Annotated in this window: 17 protein-coding genes and 8 tRNA genes; 7 read left to right on the top strand and 18 right to left on the bottom strand. The window is 49.4% G+C overall.

Annotated elements, in window-relative coordinates; translation table 11 throughout:
- The first annotated feature begins 117 nt into the window (after nucleotides 1–117).
- Nucleotides 118–1,428 (top strand): uracil permease, encoded by a 1,311-nt coding sequence (gene uraA, locus J2T14_RS13725; RefSeq protein WP_307471595.1) that lies wholly within the window; start codon nucleotides 118–120, stop codon nucleotides 1,426–1,428.
- Between the two features lie 142 nt (nucleotides 1,429–1,570).
- Entirely contained in the window at nucleotides 1,571–1,909 is a 339-nt protein-coding gene (locus J2T14_RS13720; protein ID WP_307206741.1) for a L,D-transpeptidase, read from the top strand.
- A gap of 85 nt (nucleotides 1,910–1,994) precedes the next feature.
- Here the strand turns inward: J2T14_RS13720 and J2T14_RS13715 are convergent.
- The 3 genes from J2T14_RS13715 to J2T14_RS13705 all read right to left on the bottom strand — a co-directional run bounded on the left by J2T14_RS13715 (nucleotide 1,995) and on the right by J2T14_RS13705 (nucleotide 2,291).
- A tRNA-Leu gene (locus J2T14_RS13715) sits at nucleotides 1,995–2,080 on the bottom strand.
- 56 nt (nucleotides 2,081–2,136) lie between these two features.
- Nucleotides 2,137–2,212 (bottom strand) — tRNA-Lys (locus tag J2T14_RS13710).
- A 4-nt stretch (nucleotides 2,213–2,216) separates the two neighbouring features.
- A tRNA-Glu gene (locus J2T14_RS13705) sits at nucleotides 2,217–2,291 on the bottom strand.
- A 369-nt stretch (nucleotides 2,292–2,660) separates the two neighbouring features.
- On the opposite strand from J2T14_RS13705, the gene J2T14_RS13700 reads away from it, so the two are divergent.
- Nucleotides 2,661–3,641: an IS1595 family transposase gene (locus tag J2T14_RS13700; RefSeq protein ID WP_307471593.1), complete on the top strand. Its 981-nt coding sequence runs from the start codon at nucleotides 2,661–2,663 to the stop codon at nucleotides 3,639–3,641.
- Nucleotides 3,642–4,328: 687 nt separating this feature from the next.
- Here J2T14_RS13700 and J2T14_RS13695 read toward each other — a convergent pair.
- The 6 genes from J2T14_RS13695 to J2T14_RS13670 all read right to left on the bottom strand — a co-directional run bounded on the left by J2T14_RS13695 (nucleotide 4,329) and on the right by J2T14_RS13670 (nucleotide 5,468).
- A tRNA-Leu gene (locus J2T14_RS13695) sits at nucleotides 4,329–4,414 on the bottom strand.
- Nucleotides 4,415–4,476: 62 nt separating this feature from the next.
- A tRNA-Lys gene (locus J2T14_RS13690) sits at nucleotides 4,477–4,552 on the bottom strand.
- Between the two features lie 51 nt (nucleotides 4,553–4,603).
- Nucleotides 4,604–4,678: transfer RNA gene (locus tag J2T14_RS13685), tRNA-Glu, on the bottom strand.
- Nucleotides 4,679–4,789: 111 nt separating this feature from the next.
- Nucleotides 4,790–4,880, bottom strand: a tRNA-Ser gene (locus tag J2T14_RS13680).
- A 5-nt stretch (nucleotides 4,881–4,885) separates the two neighbouring features.
- A tRNA-Asn gene (locus J2T14_RS13675) sits at nucleotides 4,886–4,961 on the bottom strand.
- Nucleotides 4,962–4,988: 27 nt separating this feature from the next.
- Entirely contained in the window at nucleotides 4,989–5,468 is a 480-nt protein-coding gene (locus J2T14_RS13670; RefSeq protein WP_307471592.1) for a SprT family protein, read from the bottom strand.
- 93 nt (nucleotides 5,469–5,561) lie between these two features.
- On the opposite strand from J2T14_RS13670, the gene J2T14_RS13665 reads away from it, so the two are divergent.
- Entirely contained in the window at nucleotides 5,562–5,924 is a 363-nt protein-coding gene (locus J2T14_RS13665) for a hydrolase/acyltransferase (RefSeq protein ID WP_307206735.1), read from the top strand.
- 78 nt (nucleotides 5,925–6,002) lie between these two features.
- On the top strand, nucleotides 6,003–6,143 hold the full coding sequence (gene cmpA / locus J2T14_RS13660; RefSeq protein WP_307206733.1) for a cortex morphogenetic protein CmpA: 141 nt from the start codon (nucleotides 6,003–6,005) through the stop codon (nucleotides 6,141–6,143).
- 86 nt (nucleotides 6,144–6,229) lie between these two features.
- Here the strand turns inward: cmpA and J2T14_RS13655 are convergent, their stop codons facing one another.
- The 6 genes from J2T14_RS13655 to J2T14_RS13630 form a co-directional block, all read right to left on the bottom strand.
- Nucleotides 6,230–6,901 (bottom strand): nitroreductase family protein, encoded by a 672-nt coding sequence (locus J2T14_RS13655; RefSeq protein ID WP_307471590.1) that lies wholly within the window; start codon nucleotides 6,899–6,901, stop codon nucleotides 6,230–6,232.
- A 175-nt stretch (nucleotides 6,902–7,076) separates the two neighbouring features.
- Nucleotides 7,077–7,538, bottom strand: coding sequence for an Rrf2 family transcriptional regulator (locus tag J2T14_RS13650; protein ID WP_307206728.1), 462 nt, complete (start codon nucleotides 7,536–7,538; stop codon nucleotides 7,077–7,079).
- 88 nt (nucleotides 7,539–7,626) lie between these two features.
- Nucleotides 7,627–9,855, bottom strand: coding sequence for a Tex family protein (locus tag J2T14_RS13645; protein ID WP_307471969.1), 2,229 nt, complete (start codon nucleotides 9,853–9,855; stop codon nucleotides 7,627–7,629).
- Between the two features lie 94 nt (nucleotides 9,856–9,949).
- Nucleotides 9,950–10,582 (bottom strand): MBL fold metallo-hydrolase, encoded by a 633-nt coding sequence (locus J2T14_RS13640; protein WP_307471588.1) that lies wholly within the window; start codon nucleotides 10,580–10,582, stop codon nucleotides 9,950–9,952.
- A 17-nt stretch (nucleotides 10,583–10,599) separates the two neighbouring features.
- On the bottom strand, nucleotides 10,600–11,166 hold the full coding sequence (locus tag J2T14_RS13635) for a thioredoxin family protein (protein WP_307471586.1): 567 nt from the start codon (nucleotides 11,164–11,166) through the stop codon (nucleotides 10,600–10,602).
- Nucleotides 11,167–11,230: 64 nt separating this feature from the next.
- Nucleotides 11,231–11,839: a DedA family protein gene (locus J2T14_RS13630; protein WP_307471967.1), complete on the bottom strand. Its 609-nt coding sequence runs from the start codon at nucleotides 11,837–11,839 to the stop codon at nucleotides 11,231–11,233.
- A 167-nt stretch (nucleotides 11,840–12,006) separates the two neighbouring features.
- Between J2T14_RS13630 and J2T14_RS13625 the strand changes: the two genes are divergently transcribed.
- Complete coding sequence (locus J2T14_RS13625; RefSeq protein ID WP_307471584.1) at nucleotides 12,007–12,453, top strand: cupredoxin domain-containing protein; 447 nt, start codon at nucleotides 12,007–12,009, stop codon at nucleotides 12,451–12,453.
- A gap of 94 nt (nucleotides 12,454–12,547) precedes the next feature.
- Nucleotides 12,548–12,859 (top strand): dehydrogenase, encoded by a 312-nt coding sequence (locus tag J2T14_RS13620; RefSeq protein ID WP_307471581.1) that lies wholly within the window; start codon nucleotides 12,548–12,550, stop codon nucleotides 12,857–12,859.
- A gap of 82 nt (nucleotides 12,860–12,941) precedes the next feature.
- On the opposite strand, the gene J2T14_RS13615 is transcribed toward J2T14_RS13620, so the two are convergent.
- From J2T14_RS13615 to cls, 3 genes are all read right to left on the bottom strand, one after another.
- On the bottom strand, nucleotides 12,942–13,127 hold the full coding sequence (locus J2T14_RS13615; RefSeq protein ID WP_307206719.1) for an H-type small acid-soluble spore protein: 186 nt from the start codon (nucleotides 13,125–13,127) through the stop codon (nucleotides 12,942–12,944).
- Between the two features lie 2 nt (nucleotides 13,128–13,129).
- Complete coding sequence (locus J2T14_RS13610) at nucleotides 13,130–13,318, bottom strand: hypothetical protein (RefSeq protein ID WP_307471579.1); 189 nt, start codon at nucleotides 13,316–13,318, stop codon at nucleotides 13,130–13,132.
- 76 nt (nucleotides 13,319–13,394) lie between these two features.
- A complete protein-coding gene (gene cls, locus J2T14_RS13605) occupies nucleotides 13,395–14,837 on the bottom strand; it encodes a cardiolipin synthase (protein WP_307471576.1) in 1,443 nt (480 codons plus the stop codon).
- Nucleotides 14,838–14,948: the final 111 nt, after the last annotated feature.

Here is a 14,948-nt window from a genome sequence, read left to right as displayed (position 1 = left end):
AAACCCATACTAACTATGTAGAATCATCAAGGGCCATTTTATAGACAATATTATATAACCTATGGGATGCTCCAATAGCGAGCTCCGCTCGCACTATAATCGAGAGGAATTTCTATCATGAGAAACGTAATTGGAGTTAATGAAAGACCGCCTATCGGCTCAAGCATCATGCTTAGCCTGCAGCATTTGTTCGCTATGTTCGGCTCGACCGTGCTCGTACCGAATCTGCTTGGCGTCGATCCTGCGATTTGCCTATTGATGAACGGGATCGGCACCTTGTTATACTTATGGATTTGCAAAGGTAAAATCCCTGCTTATCTCGGCTCAAGCTTCGCATTCATCGCCCCTGCCGGTGCCGTAATCGGCGATCATGCCGCTGGCGGCGGCAACTACGCGGCAGCGCTTGGCGGCTTCATCGCTGCCGGCATCGTGTTCACGCTCGTTGCTCTTCTCGTTCAAGCAGCCGGGACAGGCTGGATTAACGTTGTTTTTCCGCCAGCGGCGATGGGCGCAATCGTAGCGGTTATCGGATTGGAGCTGATTCCGGTAGCGGCCAAGATGGCTGGATGGATCATGCCGGACGGACTAACCCCAGAGGAAGCGGCAAGCTGGTCGCAAGACGGCAGCATCGTCTTGCTATCCACGGTTACGCTGGCTGTCACCGTTCTCGGCTCCGTGCTGTTCCGCGGATTCCTGCGCATTATCCCGATCTTGATCGGTATCGTGGTCGGCTATGTCATCGCCTTTGCAATGGGGCTCACTAATTTCACATTAGTCGGTGACAGCGGTTGGATTCAATCTCCAACGTTTACGATGCCGGTCTTCGAATGGGCGGCAATACTGACGATCATTCCTGCCTCATTGGTCGTTATTGCCGAGCATATCGGGCATTTGGTCGTCACGAGCAATATCGTCGAGAAGGACTTGTCCAAGGAGCCCGGCCTACACCGTTCCTTGCTCGGCAACGGCATCTCGACAATCGTTTCCGGCTTCGTCGGATCGACGCCAAATACGACTTATGGAGAGAACATAGGAGTACTCGCGATTACGAAGGTATACTCGACATTCGTTATTGGCGGCGCGGCATTGCTTGCGATCATCCTTTCGTTCTCCGGCAAATTCTCGGCGCTTATCTCCGGCATCCCGGTTCCCGTCATGGGAGGCATCTCCTTGCTGCTCTTCGGCGTAATCGCAGCATCCGGATTGCGCATGCTCGTCGAATCGAAGGTCGACTATGGCAGACCTACGAACATGTTCCTGACGACGGTCGTGCTCGTCACTGGGCTTAGCGGCGTGAAGCTGACGATCGGCGACTTCTCCCTATCGGGCATGGCGCTTGCAACTGTCGTAGCGATCGTGCTCAGCCTGCTATTCAAGCTATTCGAAGTATTGAGGCTTTCCAACGATACGGAAGCTACGAAGCACTAATGTAGGAAGGGACGAAGCGGCGATGCTTCGTCCCTTCCTACATTCATCGCATATGCCGCGCAAAATAGGCTTGTATCGCCTTCGGGCGTCTAAGCCTCCCCTCTGACATCTTCATAAGATGGAGAGAAGGAGGGAAGAACCTATGCCCGCATATCGAATTATCGTTGATCTATCGGACCGAATGCTTCATTTGCTGGATGGCGATATCGTCACTCGTTCCTTTCCTGTCGGAATCGGTACGATGGTAACGCAGACGCCGACCGGCGAGTTCACTATCATTAATAAGCAAGCGAATCCAGGCGGACCGTTCGGGTCATTCTGGATGGGCCTCTCCAAGCCGCACTATGGCATACACGGTACGAACAACCCTTCCTCGATCGGTCATCTCGTATCTCAAGGCTGTATCCGGATGTACAACGACGATGTCGTCGCTTTGTCCAAGCTTGTTCCCGTTCGGACGCGCGTCACGATTCGACCCTGACAGCCGAAAATCCCGTGATGCAGACACGCTGAATACAACAAAAAAATCCTTGCCGCATAAGCAAGGATTGACTTTGGATAAGTTATGGTGCGGTAGAGAGGACTCGAACCTCCACGGGCGTACGCCCACTACCCCCTCAAGATAGCGTGTCTGCCATTCCACCACTACCGCACGTTTTGTAACTATGGTCGTCTTCTCACTACACTCGCTTCGAGGGAAGAAGCAAATGGTGAGCCATGAAGGACTCGAACCTTCGACACCCTGATTAAAAGTCAGGTGCTCTACCAACTGAGCTAATGGCTCTTAATGGTGACCCGTAGGGGATTCGAACCCCTGTTACCTCCGTGAAAGGGAGGTGTCTTAACCCCTTGACCAACGGGCCATTATTTTTACAAGGAATTCTTATTCCCTTGAGACAACAAAAATGATTATAGCATTCAAACCACCAACATACAAGACTTTTTTTAAAAAGCAAATTTACTACCTTTCTCTTCAATCTTTTCAACCCACTTTATCTAACTTCACCCCATTTATCGTACCTCTTCACCTTACTTCTCCTTGTGAGGACATCTCTACCTGCTATGCACATCCCGCATCCTGCACTTACTTTTTTTCCTTTGCTCCACTCTCCCACTAGCTCAGGAACGAACATCAAAGCTCTACATATTTTTATTGATTGATTTCATGTATTTTGGTACCACATAAATAAGAACATATGTTCCTAACAGTGTGATAAAGGAGGATCGATAGCATGCTTGGCAGCTTAATTGAATTTGATCGGATGGTTGCGACGGATCAGGACTGTTACGATTTTATTTATAAGCTTAAGTGGCCAGCAGGCTTTCGATGTCCACGCTGCGATCACTCATTTGCCTATACAATATCAACACGGAATCTGCCATTGTACGAATGTAGAGATTGTAAGCATCAAACCACCTTAACAACTGGCACGATGCTCAACAAAAGCCGTACGTCGCTGCGCAAATGGCTGCAAGTTCTCTTTGTCGTCTCATCCACCGAAGAAAGTATCAACGCTGTTCAACTGGCCGATATGATTCAAGTCACTTACAAGACAGCATGGACGATGCTCAACAAAATTCGCATGATGATTTCGGAATATGACCGGAGCCACCTCCTCACCGGATTCGTTGAGGCCAAGCTGGAAGTTTATATGAAGCAACCGCTCCCGACAATGGACTCTCTAGACAAAGAGCAGGCCTTAATTGCTGCAAGCAGCACACGGCCGAATCAAGCTCCCTATTTCAAAATAAAGCTCGTGAAGGAAAACCAAAATCCTCGCCAAAAACTTGATCCTTCAGTCGAAACTGGTTTCATAAAGGAACATGTCAGCCCAGATCTACTCCAGCTTACCATTAACCGCCATTGCGTTAATCTACCGCAATCTCAAGATGTATTGCCACAGTTAGCGCAATCAGCTTTTCATTGGCTTAATCGGAATTTTCACGGATTATCTCTTAAATATTCTCAGGCTTACCTGGATGAATATTGCTACAGAAAAAACGTTGTTTCCAATGCCAACCGTTCCTCTCTCGTTCACCTGCTTACTCTTTGTCTTGCGCAGGAGCCACCTCGTTCACCAGTTCCCAATTGGTCAGATCATGAGTTGGCAGCCATTAAGAAAATACCTGTCGAGAGATCACGCATTGACTGGTCAACTCGTTATTCAAATTGGAAACCAGCAGATTCGGTTAGGTCAAGGATAACAATTTGAACCAGCTTTGTTTTCCGCTTTGCTCGATTGACGACCAGCCTGCGGATATGCGGTCCTTTACTTGCGTGATTGCGGGTCATGACACATGAATTTGCGGACTCTTTTTTGCGTGATTTCAGTACAGAGCTTGCGGGTTTTCGGCATCAGATTTATTGTGATTGCAGTCTGTGCTTGTGAAAATGCGATCTCATCTTTGCTGACTTTGGATAAATAGTTTGCGGGCTTGCAGTCTTTGACTCGCGGGTTTGCGGGCTGAGTCTCGTATTCATGCGGCTCGAAATTTGCGTGGTTTTGTTGTTCAGTTGCGTGTTTTGATTTGTACAATTGCGGGGACTATGGCTTTTAGAAAGTGGCCACTGGGATTGCAGATTCTGAAAAGAAACCTCTAGTTCGATCTTTGGAGCTACATCGTGAATCACAGGTAATATTTGAACCCTTTGAATCATCGTTAAGTTAGAGTGCTGCTCTAGTGTTTCGTTGTGATTTGGAGATTACGGACACTGATTAGCATAGCTGCATGTTTATTATTCCTGAGCCAAGGGGATAGTGGACCAAAGGACTCTAAAGGTAGGACAGCCATTTAAAGACATACGATTCAAGGTACATGTTTCGAAGAGTAAGTAAAGAGTCTTTAACATAAAAACAAAAATCCTTGCTCTAGAAGCAAGGATTGGATTGAATAAGTTATGGTGCGGTAGAGAGGACTCGAACCTCCACGGGCATACGCCCACTACCCCCTCAAGATAGCGTGTCTGCCATTCCACCACTACCGCACATTTGAAATTGTTGCAATGTCGCTTCCTTCATTCGCATTCGCTTCGAGGGTTGAAGCAAATGGTGAGCCATGAAGGACTCGAACCTTCGACACCCTGATTAAAAGTCAGGTGCTCTACCAACTGAGCTAATGGCTCTCATGAACGTTAATCAACTCCAGAGAGCTGCTTCACAAGCGTAAATCCTAATGGTGACCCGTAGGGGATTCGAACCCCTGTTACCTCCGTGAAAGGGAGGTGTCTTAACCCCTTGACCAACGGGCCTTGCTACTGCCAATAATCGATCGGATCATGACGAGTATTATCGTGATAACGGGGCAAATAAAAAAGACCGGCTGAACGGTCTTCCCGTTGCAATCACTTGAGAAAAAATCGTGGCGGAGAGAGAGGGATTCGAACCCTCGCACCACTTACGCAGTCTAACCCCTTAGCAGAGGGTCCCCTTGAGCCACTTGGGTATCTCTCCAAATCTGGCTCCCCGAACAGGACTCGAACCTGTGACAACTCGATTAACAGTCGAGTGCTCTACCAACTGAGCTATCAGGGAAAAGTAAAAGTGACAAGTAATAATTTATCACGCTTCATTTTCAATGTCAAGCGTTATCATTATTAATTTTCCGCGGCATTTGCCGCATGCGTATTTGGCCGGGTCAAGCTTCTTCTTTCGCAAATATTCGATCCCGCATTTGGAGCACACAAGCTTATAGCGATAAGGCCTTGTCTGACGTTCCGAGCGCTCCGGCAGCGATTGACAGTAACGTGATCCGCCTACATGTGCGAGCAATTGCTTAAAGTCCGCATCCCGATGCTTATAACCTCGTTTGAGAATGTGCAGATGATAATGGCAAAGCTCATGCTTAATGATTTTTTCCGTTTCTTCTCGTCCATAAACAGTCAGTTGGTGAGGGCTGATCTCGATATTATGCGTACGCGTAAAGTAACGGCCTCCCGTCGCCTTTAATCGGCTGTTGAACGTCGCGCGGTGCGTGAAAGCCCGTCCAAAGAATGTCATCGAAATTTGTTCAACCCATTGCTGCAGCGTTTCGTCATTCATCGTTATTCTCCCCCTACTACTTGAATTTTAAAGGTACGATACGCTACACTGTCAAGTAGGAATGTTATAATCGAGGGGAGTTCAGAACATTTTATGGCAACAATGCGTTATGTCCTAATGAAGCAAAATGAAACCATTCTATTCGTTGAAATGCCCGAATCCCATGCTTACCAGCTCAGCGCGCTCAACTTGCGCCTTCATAAAGAAATCGACAAGCTAACGGCCGATCGCGTACCTAGCCTGCCTTACGCCGTTGCTGAATGCGACGCGGTCGAACTCCATGACAATTCAATCTCTATCGTAAGCGGACTCGCCTACATCAATGAGCTGGAGGCCGATTTCTCCGCGGTTCAAGAGAAGTCTTATCCGCTCATCTCGCTGCTGACCGAAATCCGGGCGCTTCAAGCTCAGCTTGAGCAATGGTACGAGGAATACGAGGAAGAGCTCGGCAATTAGAATGGACCTGCACGGACATCCGCCCTGCCCCATATTGTAGTATTACAACATGTTGGGCTCGGGAGGAGGACGATGCGCATGCCGCAGTGGCTATGCAATCAACTGATGCGCGCATTTCAGAAGAAGGATCGCAGACAAATCAAGCTGCTTAACGATTGCTGGTACTTCTATCGCAGTAAACAAGGTCCGAAGGAACAGGATACCAGCACTAGCTTATAAGGTTTAGTCTGCCATCAGTTCGGACATAAAAAACCGGCTCCCTCTGCCAAGAGGAAGCCGGTTTGTTTATATAGCTGATGGTTTAATTACATCTTGTTGAAAAATGTAATTTCGTCAAGTGGGAGACGTGTAGACGGATGACCTTCAGCCGCTGCTTTGCCGATTGGAAGCATTAATGTAGGCAAATAACGGTCGGAGATGCCGAAAAATTCTTTTAGTTGATCGTGGTTGAAGCCTCCCATTGGTACCGTATCTAAACCTTTTGCACGGACTGCTAGCATAAGCTGCATCGATACAAGTCCAGTGTCGAAGGCAACGAGCGATTTCAAACGGTCAGCAGGCAGGGACGGGTACATCTTTGTCGAGTTCGCAGCGAAGTTATCGGCTACTTCTTTCGTCATATAGCCGGCTTCCACTGCTTGGCCGTAAATTTGTTCGGACAGCTTATACATTTCCAAATCTCCGAGCACGATAACAATAGCCGACGCTTCTGCAACTTGCTGTTGGTTGAAAGCAATAGGTACTAGCTTTTGCTTCAATTCAGCATCGGTAACGACCAAGAAACGCCAAGGCTGCATGTTGGATGAGGATGGTGCCTTCGTTGCCGTTTCCAGCAATTCGCGAATTTCCTGCTCCGTAACAACGAAACTGCTGTCGTATTTACGAACGGAACGGCGGCTCTGCAATACGCTAGCAAACGATGGCTCTGAAGCATCTTTCGTTGATACCTGTACTTGGGAATCAATTTGTGTTGTCATAATGGTCTCCTCCATATTCTGATCTGTGTTAAAATCCACTCAGTTAACATCAGTAATTAACTGTGTAAAATTTCGCATAGTTAACGATGTGTGAACTGTAACTTTTATAATAACAGTATATGTCGGCGTCATTCGTTTGTCAATTACCTTACTTTAGAAATAAAATTTTCTTGTTTTATTTAGATGTGGATAACGTCCGATCCGCTAAGTCTGCAATCGTATATGGCTGCAGGGCCTCGAGTGTTTTACGCTCTACTTCGTTCGCGATTTCCGTAAAGGCTGCCTTCATCTCCGAACCAAATTCATGGGAGCATGCCGTATCTAACATATTGCTGCATAACGGCTCGGCTACTTTGAGCGCGGAATATACGTCAGCAAGAGTAATCGACTCTGGCGAACGTTTCAGGCGGTAGCCCCCGTCTCTTCCTTCTCTGGTCTCGATCAATTGCTCGCGTGCCAGCTTAACAAGAACACGGCGCAGCAGCGTTGCATCTGCGTGCAAGCGGCTCGCGATTTCCGCGCTTGGACAAATATCCGGTTTCCGAGCTAAAATGACGAGCGCCTGAAGCGATAAACCGAACCACTTGTGTGGCGCCACGCTCGCACAACGTTCTTTATCCGCATTCATCTCCTTCATTCCCCCCATCTCCTTCTTATTTGTTGCTATATAAATTATAGTAGGCCTGCCATTGAACGGCAAGCCCACATTATGGATCTAACCCGTATTAAGGCTTCCGCATCGTTAAGCTAACGCGTCCTTTTTTCAAATCAACGCTTAGTACCCAGACCGTAACATTGTCGCCTACCGATACGACATCCATCGGATGCTTCACGAACTTATCGCTCATCTGAGAAATATGGACGAGACCGTCGTTTTTGATACCAATATCGATAAACGCGCCGAAGTCGATAACGTTACGCACCGTACCTTGAAGCTCCATCCCGGCTGTAAGGTCTTCCATGTTAAGCACATCGGTGTGAAAAATCGGCGGCGGCAGCTCCTCGCGCGGGTCGCGTCCCGGGCGAAGCAGGCTGTCCACGATGTCTCTGAGCGTTGGAACGCCCACATCTAACGCGTTGGCCAAGCTCGGCAGGTCAATGGACTCCAGCTTCGATTGAAGCGCTTCAGAGCCGATCTGCTTCAGTTCAAGGCCGAGCGCTCCGAACAGCTTATCTACGACATCATACGATTCAGGGTGAATAGCCGTTCGGTCAAGCGGATTGCCCGCTTCCGGTATACGGAGAAAGCCGATGCACTGCTCGTACGATTTCGCGCCAAGGCGCGGAACCTTCTGAAGCTGCGTACGCTTGGCGAAACGACCGTTCTCCTCGCGGTACTTCACAATATTGCGGGCAATCGTTGCATTGATGCCGGCAACATAAGACAGCAGAGACGCTGATGCGGTGTTCACATCGACGCCGACATGGTTAACCGCCGATTCCACGACGCCGCCTAGACTCTCATCAAGCCGCTTCTGGCTTACGTCATGCTGATACTGACCAACGCCAATCGCTTTCGGTTCAATCTTAACAAGCTCCGCAAGCGGGTCCTGCAGCCTTCTTGCAATAGATACGGCGCTTCGCTCCGCCACGTCGAGCTTGGGAAACTCTTCCGCCGCGAGCTTCGATGCGGAGTAGACGCTTGCGCCGGCTTCATTGACGATAATATATTTGATTTCTCGGCCGGCCGATCCTGCTGTTGCTTTGCGGTTGCCGATTAAATTGGCAATAAATTGCTCCGTCTCACGGGAGGCCGTACCGTTGCCGATTACGATCAGCTCGACTTTGTATTTGTCGATTAATCCATTGATGAGCCGTTCCGCCTCGGCAACCTTATTGTTCGGAGGCGTCGGATAAGAGACCGCGACCTCAAGCAGCTTGCCCGTGTCGTCGATGACGGCAAGCTTGCAGCCCGTACGGAAGGCTGGATCTACGCCTAATACAATGTTTCCGCGGACAGGAGGCTGCAGCAGCAGGTTGCGAAGATTTTCGCTGAAGATGGAAATCGCATGCTCTTCCGCCTTCTCCGTCAGCTCGCCGCGCACCTCGCGCTCGATAGACGGGGAAAGAAGCCGCTTATAGGTATCCTCGATTATAGCGACAAAAACGTCACGTACGGCTGCTGCCGTTCCATTACGAAGCAGTCTGCGCTGAATGTAGTCATGAATGCGCTCGGCGGCAAGATCGAAGGCGACACGCAACACCTCTTCGCGCTCGCCGCGGTTGATGGCTAGCACGCGATGCGGAGGAAGCTTGCGAATCGGCTCTTGGTAGCTGTAATACATCTCATATACCGACTCGGCGGAAGCATCCTTCGCTTCCGTTCGGATAATTCCTTGATCAAAGGTGTATTTACGGACCCAGGCGCGTATTGCAGCATCGTCGGCGATATTTTCGGCCAATATGTCCATCGCGCCCTGCAATGCGTCCTGGGCGGTCGCTACGCCCTTATCCGCGTTTATGTAATTGATAGCTTCGGCTAAAGGATCACCCTGACGAGGCTGTGACCAGATCCATAAAGCAAGCGGCTCAAGACCGCGTTCCTTCGCCACGCTCGCGCGCGTCTTGCGCTTCTGCCGGTACGGACGATACAAATCCTCCACTTCCTGCAGCTTGACCGATTTTTCGATATCCGCACGGAGCACGTCCGTCAGCTTCCCTTGCTCATCGATTAAACGGATAACCTCGCGCTTGCGCTCCTCGAGATTACGCATATATTGCAGCTTCTCTTCAATGGAACGCAGATCGTTTTCGTCCAGCTCACCGGTCATTTCTTTACGATACCTCGCGATGAAGGGAATTGTATTTCCTTCGTCCAGCAAGCCGACCGCCGACTTTACCTTCGTTAAAGGAATCGTAAGCTGCGCTGCAATTCCTTTAATAATGCGCTCGCTCTCGGCTGCTTTCTGCTCCGCCGTTAACTTCGACTTTCCGATTGATTCCTCCGAGCCCATGTCCGCCTTTTGTACCGTTGTATCCGCCAATCCTATACACCATCCTCTATAAGCTTAAAATGCTGCGCCGTCCGAAGACAGCGCAGCCAATGTGTTACCCCGTATGCGGGTTATTTGCCATTTCGAAGCCGATCTTCGTACGACCGCCGTGTCCGGGGTATACGATCGTATCGGGGCTTAGCTTGTACAGCTTGTTCTTGATCGTATCGTACAAGTCCCGCTCGCGTCCGCCGGGAAGATCGGTACGTCCGACGCCCAGCTTGAACAGCACGTCGCCGGAGAACAAATGCTCACCGCATAGGAAGCTGACGCTGCCCGGCGAATGTCCCGGCGTATGCATGACCTGGAACGTATGCCCGATCATATGGAGAGTCTGGCCTTCAGCCAACGCGTATTCAGCGGGATCGGTCGAAAGCGGCGGCGTTACGTCCTGCCATCGCATGGAACCGTTTTTGCGTGGATCGGTAAGCCAATCCGCCTCCAGATCATGGATATAAACAGGGCAGTTCGCCGCTTTGCGCACCTCGTCTACGCCGCCCATATGATCGAAGTGGGCATGCGTCAGCAGGATCGCCTCGATATGTACACCCTGGATACGATCCAGCAGCTTCTTCGGATTCATGCCCGGATCAATAATGATGCCGTGCTCATCCGCTCCCGGCTCCGATGTCGTGATTAAATAGCAGTTCGTTTGCAACGGTCCTAAAGAAAACGATTCTATCTTCATATTCGCACCCATACCCCTTAGAACGATTCCAGCAGCGCGCGCAATTCTTTCACGATGAGGGATTGATAACCCGTTCCCTCGCCGTAGCGACGGCCGATTTCTTGACGAGTTGCGGCAAGCTTCTCTTGGTAATCAGCCGCTTCACGATCCGGATTTTCCTGTTTGAATGCAACCATCGGCTCCTGGACATACTTCGGCCGAGGTCCCCATGTACCGAGCACAGCCCCGCCCGTATCGGCGAAAATAACGACCGGCACGGAACGTCCGCCCATCGTCAGGAACTGATCCATCGTATCCAGATGCTCTTCCATAATGAGTACTTCTGTCGGAATGCCGCTGATGGACAACACCTGGAACACGACCGGAATGTTGCGAACGACATCGCCGCACCAATCCGCCATCAAGATAAGAACGCGCAGATCGTCGCGGTTGTTCATCGACTCGAACAGCTCGCGATCCGATTCATCCGTCCATTCGAACTTGTCATGCCAACCGATAAAAGCTTCTTTATTTTTGGTCATGCCATCAATAAATTGCTGTGGACTAATCCCTTTGCCCAGTTTCTCTGCAACGCTCTTGTTCATCAAAATCCCTCTTTTCGTTCCGTTTATTCAGTCCACCATCGCTTTAAAAACCTATACTTTGCTATTATACCGATTTGCCGCGGGAACGCACAAACTTGATAAGCACATAAACGATCAGCAGCGCTATCGCAATCAGGATCGCCGGCTGTACGTATGGCGCAGCCTCCTCGCCGACATCTTCCCAGCGGTCGCCGAGCGTTTTGCCCAAATAAACGAATAAAATCGACCATGGCAACGAAGCGAGTGCCGTAAGCAGCGAGAACAGCCAGAAGTTCATTCTCGCCATCCCTGCCGGTATTGAAATAACTTGACGCATAACCGGGACGAACCTGGCAGTGAAGACGATGCCCGCTCCATATTTGTTAAACCAGCTCTCGGCCGTGTCGACGTGCTTGGCCTTAATCTTAATGTACTTTCCGTACTTCTCGACAATTGGACGTCCGCCGTATCTTCCGATTGCATACAGAATCCAGTTTTGCCCTACTGCGCCTATCGTTCCGAATATAACAGCTCCCCAGAAAGAGATATCGCCCTTCCATACTAAATACCCACCGAAGCCTAGAACAATTTCGCTTGGAATAACCTCAATTAATAGTCCGATTAATATGCCGAAATATCCTAAGCTTTCGACCCACAACAATACCTCATGCAAAATATCCTTGATCCATTCCATTCCTGTTCTCAATCCGCCTTCCCGCTTAATAATCATCCTTTGTCCACTTACATAAGCACTTAGGCTATTCTATCATAAGGCATTGCCAGCATCCACTTTTGTCATGGGCTGACAAGCCATCGCATAGACTAGCCTATACTGATACGAATAGATGAGGTGATCGTTTCATGTCCAAAGTATTTATCGTTCGAAAAAAACAGATTCAGCTATTGATCGCATTTGCAGCTCTCGTAATCGTAGTCATCGTCTTCTTGAACTGGAATGGGTCCCGCCCCGTTAGCGGGCAGCAGGCGCCAGCACGCGTGTTCCAGCTCGTCACCACAGAAATTAAGTCCACAACCGATGACGGCAAAGAAATCGAAATCTACCGTTGGGATCCCGGCTCCATCACCGTGAACAGGGGCGAGTTAACCGAGCTGCACATCACCGGCATCCATGGCAGCAGTCACCCTTTCGTTATTGAAGGTTTAGGCGTTCGGGGCACAGTGACAAAAGGCAAAACGACGGTCGTATCGTTCACGGCCGACAAACCGGGGACATACCCTATCGTATGCTTGACCCATAAGGACATGCGTCATGACGGTCCAATGGTTGGTTACATAACGGTGCAATAACCTAATGATTGATCACAAGTTTGGCAGATGGTAGGCAGTGACCTTCTCTTCTTGTTCCGCATATGTATGGGATATAGAGAGGAGTCGGTCCTATATGAAGCCTAACGTGCAAAAACACAACACCGGCTTGCCGACGGCGCGCAAAATTCGCAGAGCCTGCAGCAACGAGCTCTATCGTACCGTCAAACGGATGAAGCTGTGGGTCTCCAAGGAAAAGATGGATGAAGCAGAGCTCATATATACAAAAAAAGTACTGCTTAATCTGATCTGGATCGTCGAACATCAGAGCAATCGAAAGGTTCAAGCCGACTGGTGGGACGAGAACGTAAGCGCCGACATCGCCGCATTGTGGGAAGTCGACCGCGATAAGCTTTGTACCGCATTCCGGGAGTCTTATGGAGGATGAAGCAAGTCGTTCCCATCGCAAAAAGCCGATCAAGCATGCCCTAAGCATACTTGGATCGGCTTTTTATCCATTTCTTGCAATCTTAATGACTCTGCTCCTGCAGTCGGTCGCATGATACCGTCTTCGTAGTAACGGGTATGCTGCTAACTTGTACGGTTGCCATTCCGTTAGCTTCGTCAACGTGCTCGATCCAGACCGAATCGCCGTCCAACATGACGGAGATCGTCTCGTCGGATTCGTAAATTTGCTTCGCTCGTGTCGTATTCAAGGTTAATCCCCTCTCTGCTCAGGCTCCATCGTATCCGTCGTCGTCTCGTCAATGAGACCGCCTTGAATCGTTACGTTGCCGCCGCCAAGTCCTTCATTCACCATGCGGTCGATATCCATAAAATAATCGTCTCTGCCTTCGTTCTGCGGCTCGGCTGCCGCTTGCTGCGCATCATTGTTCGTTTCGCTCATTCGGCTCGCCTCCTAGGAAGGATATAAAGTGTTACTCGCAAAATATACCCGAAAGCGCCGCGTTCCATTCATCGTTTTACAGGAGAGGCGAGAGCATATGGATCAACGATTCAGCCGCCTTCTGCTTCCAAGGCCGCTTAGTAAATTGCTGGGCATGCACTTGATGGCTATTGTTCAGATCTTCCTGGAAATCGGTAAACAGTCTGTCAATTGCATCCGTATCGAACAGCATGGCATTGAGCTCAAAATTACTGTACAGGCTGCGCATATCCATATTCGCCGTCCCTATAGAGACGAGCATTCGATCGATAATCATCACTTTGGCATGTATGAAGCCTTTCCGATAACGATAGATTTTCACGCCGCCATCCAGCATGTCTTGAACATACGATAAAGTTGCTAACAGAATAAGCTTCGTATCGGCAATACCCGGAATGATAATCTTAACGTCTACACCGCTTTGTGCTGCCGTTCTTAGTGCCATGACAAGGCTAGGATCAGGTATGAAATACGGCGTAGAAATGCAAATCCGGGACTTAGCGGCATTTATTGCGGCAAACGTTACGTCCAATATTTTTTGATCGTTACGCCCCGGCTCGCTAGGAACGATCAGCACGCTTTCCTTGCCTGAGGAAGCATGCTTCGGCATATACTTTTGTTCTTCAAGCCGTTCCTTAGAAGCGAACGTCCAGTCATTCAGAAATAGCCGCTGCAAATCGTGAACGGCATTCCCTTGCAGCTTAAGATGCGTGTCCCGCCAAAACCCGAGCCGCTTATCTTTTCCTAAATACTCATCGCCGATGTTAATTCCGCCTAGGAAGCCGACAACTCCGTCCACGACTACGATTTTGCGATGATTGCGATAATTAAGGCGACGTTCATAAAAGGCAAAACGCGGCGGCAAAAAACAGCTCGTCTGAACGCCTGATGCATGCAGTTCCGTCAAGTAATTCTCGCTAAGATGCAAACTTCCGATCCCATCGTACACGAGTCTTACCTCTACGCCTTCGCGTGCTTTACGAATGAGCGTCCGGAGGAATCGCCTGCCGATCCCGTCATCTCGAATCGTATAATAATCCAAATGAATATGGTGCCTAGCCTTGTCCAATGCATTCAGAATCGCTTCAAATGCCGCCTCGCCGTTCGTTAGAACCTCCGATTGATTTCCTGTTGTAATTGCGAATGGGGTCAGCCTGGACAACAATCCGAATAAGTTCTTCTGCTCGGCTAGTTGATCGTTGCCCACATCCTCCATGCGATGTATCTGGTTATGCGAAAAATAAGAAGAAGCAGCCGAATCATACCTTATGCGTTTCTCGAATCGTTTTGTCATCCTGCGTATTCTGAAATCGCGACCAAGCATAAAATAAGCGAAAAATCCAAGGTAAGGGATAAGTAAAGCAATGAGCAGCCACGCCGTCATCTGCGCAGGCTTGCGATGCTCCATTAGCATAATGACGGCCAATAATGCGATATACAACAGAAGCGCCGCAACAAGCCAGCCGAGCCAAGCGGCCATCTAAACACCTCATTTTTGCTTTCGTTTAAGCCAGTCAACAGGTGTATGTAGTTTTGGCGTGAGCGATTGGGAGTATACGGCTAATTAGAAAAAAGAGCCCTGCGGTCGAAA

The sequence above is a fragment of the Paenibacillus harenae genome (assembly GCF_030812415.1).
GTDB classification, from domain to species: Bacteria; Bacillota; Bacilli; order Paenibacillales; family Paenibacillaceae; genus Pristimantibacillus; species Pristimantibacillus harenae_A.
This window is presented reverse-complemented; position numbering and strand designations above follow the sequence as displayed.